Raw genomic sequence first — 732 nt, 5'->3', positions numbered from 1 at the left:
TACCAGGGCGACATGCTCGAAGCCGAGTCCGCCAGCGTCTATCGCAAGCTGCTGGTGGCGGTGTTCGCCCCACGGTTGATGACCCGCATCGAAGAGCAACTGCACAGCGGCGGCAACTCGGACTTCCTCTACGAGGGGCTCAAGGCCTACCTGATGCTGGCGGACAGCGAGCACTACGACCCGGACTTCATCAAGGCCTGGATCACCCTGGACTGGGATCACACCCTGGCCCGCGACCTGCCGCCCGAGCAACGCCAGGCCCTGACCGGCCACCTGCAGGCGCTGTTCGAGAAGCATCCGCCCAACGCACGCCTGGACCAGCGCCTGATCGACGACCTGCGCCGCCAGCTGCAGCAGCTGCCGGTGGCCCAGCGGGTGTATGACCGGGTCAAGCGCGCCAAGCTGCCGGACGGCGTGCCGGACTTTCGCCTCAGCGAGGCCGGTGGCCGTGACGCCGCGCTGGTGTTCACCCGCAAGAGCGGCAAGCCGTTGAGCGAGCCCCTGAGCGGGCTGTTTACCGCCAAGGGCTACCGCCAGGGCTTCCTCCTGGCCAGCCTCAACCAGGCAGGCACCCTGGCGGAAGAACAGTGGGTGCTGGGTCGCGATCAGGCCGACCAGCAGAACGTCGCCAGCCTTGCCGCCGACGTGCGCCGCCTGTACTTCCAGGATTACCTGCGCCAGTGGGACGCCTTGCTGGCGGACATCGACTTCGTGCCGATCACCAGCGTGGCC

Annotated in this window: 1 protein-coding gene; it reads left to right on the top strand. The window is 67.8% G+C overall.

Annotated features, from left to right (window positions below):
* On the top strand, positions 1–732 hold a 732-nt coding region (locus tag F6S12_RS32520; RefSeq protein WP_315869960.1), incomplete at both ends, for an ImcF-related family protein.

Origin of the sequence: Pseudomonas sp. JV245A (assembly GCF_032424515.1) — a bacterium.
GTDB classification, from domain to species: domain Bacteria; phylum Pseudomonadota; class Gammaproteobacteria; order Pseudomonadales; family Pseudomonadaceae; genus Aquipseudomonas; species Aquipseudomonas protegens.
This window is presented reverse-complemented; position numbering and strand designations above follow the sequence as displayed.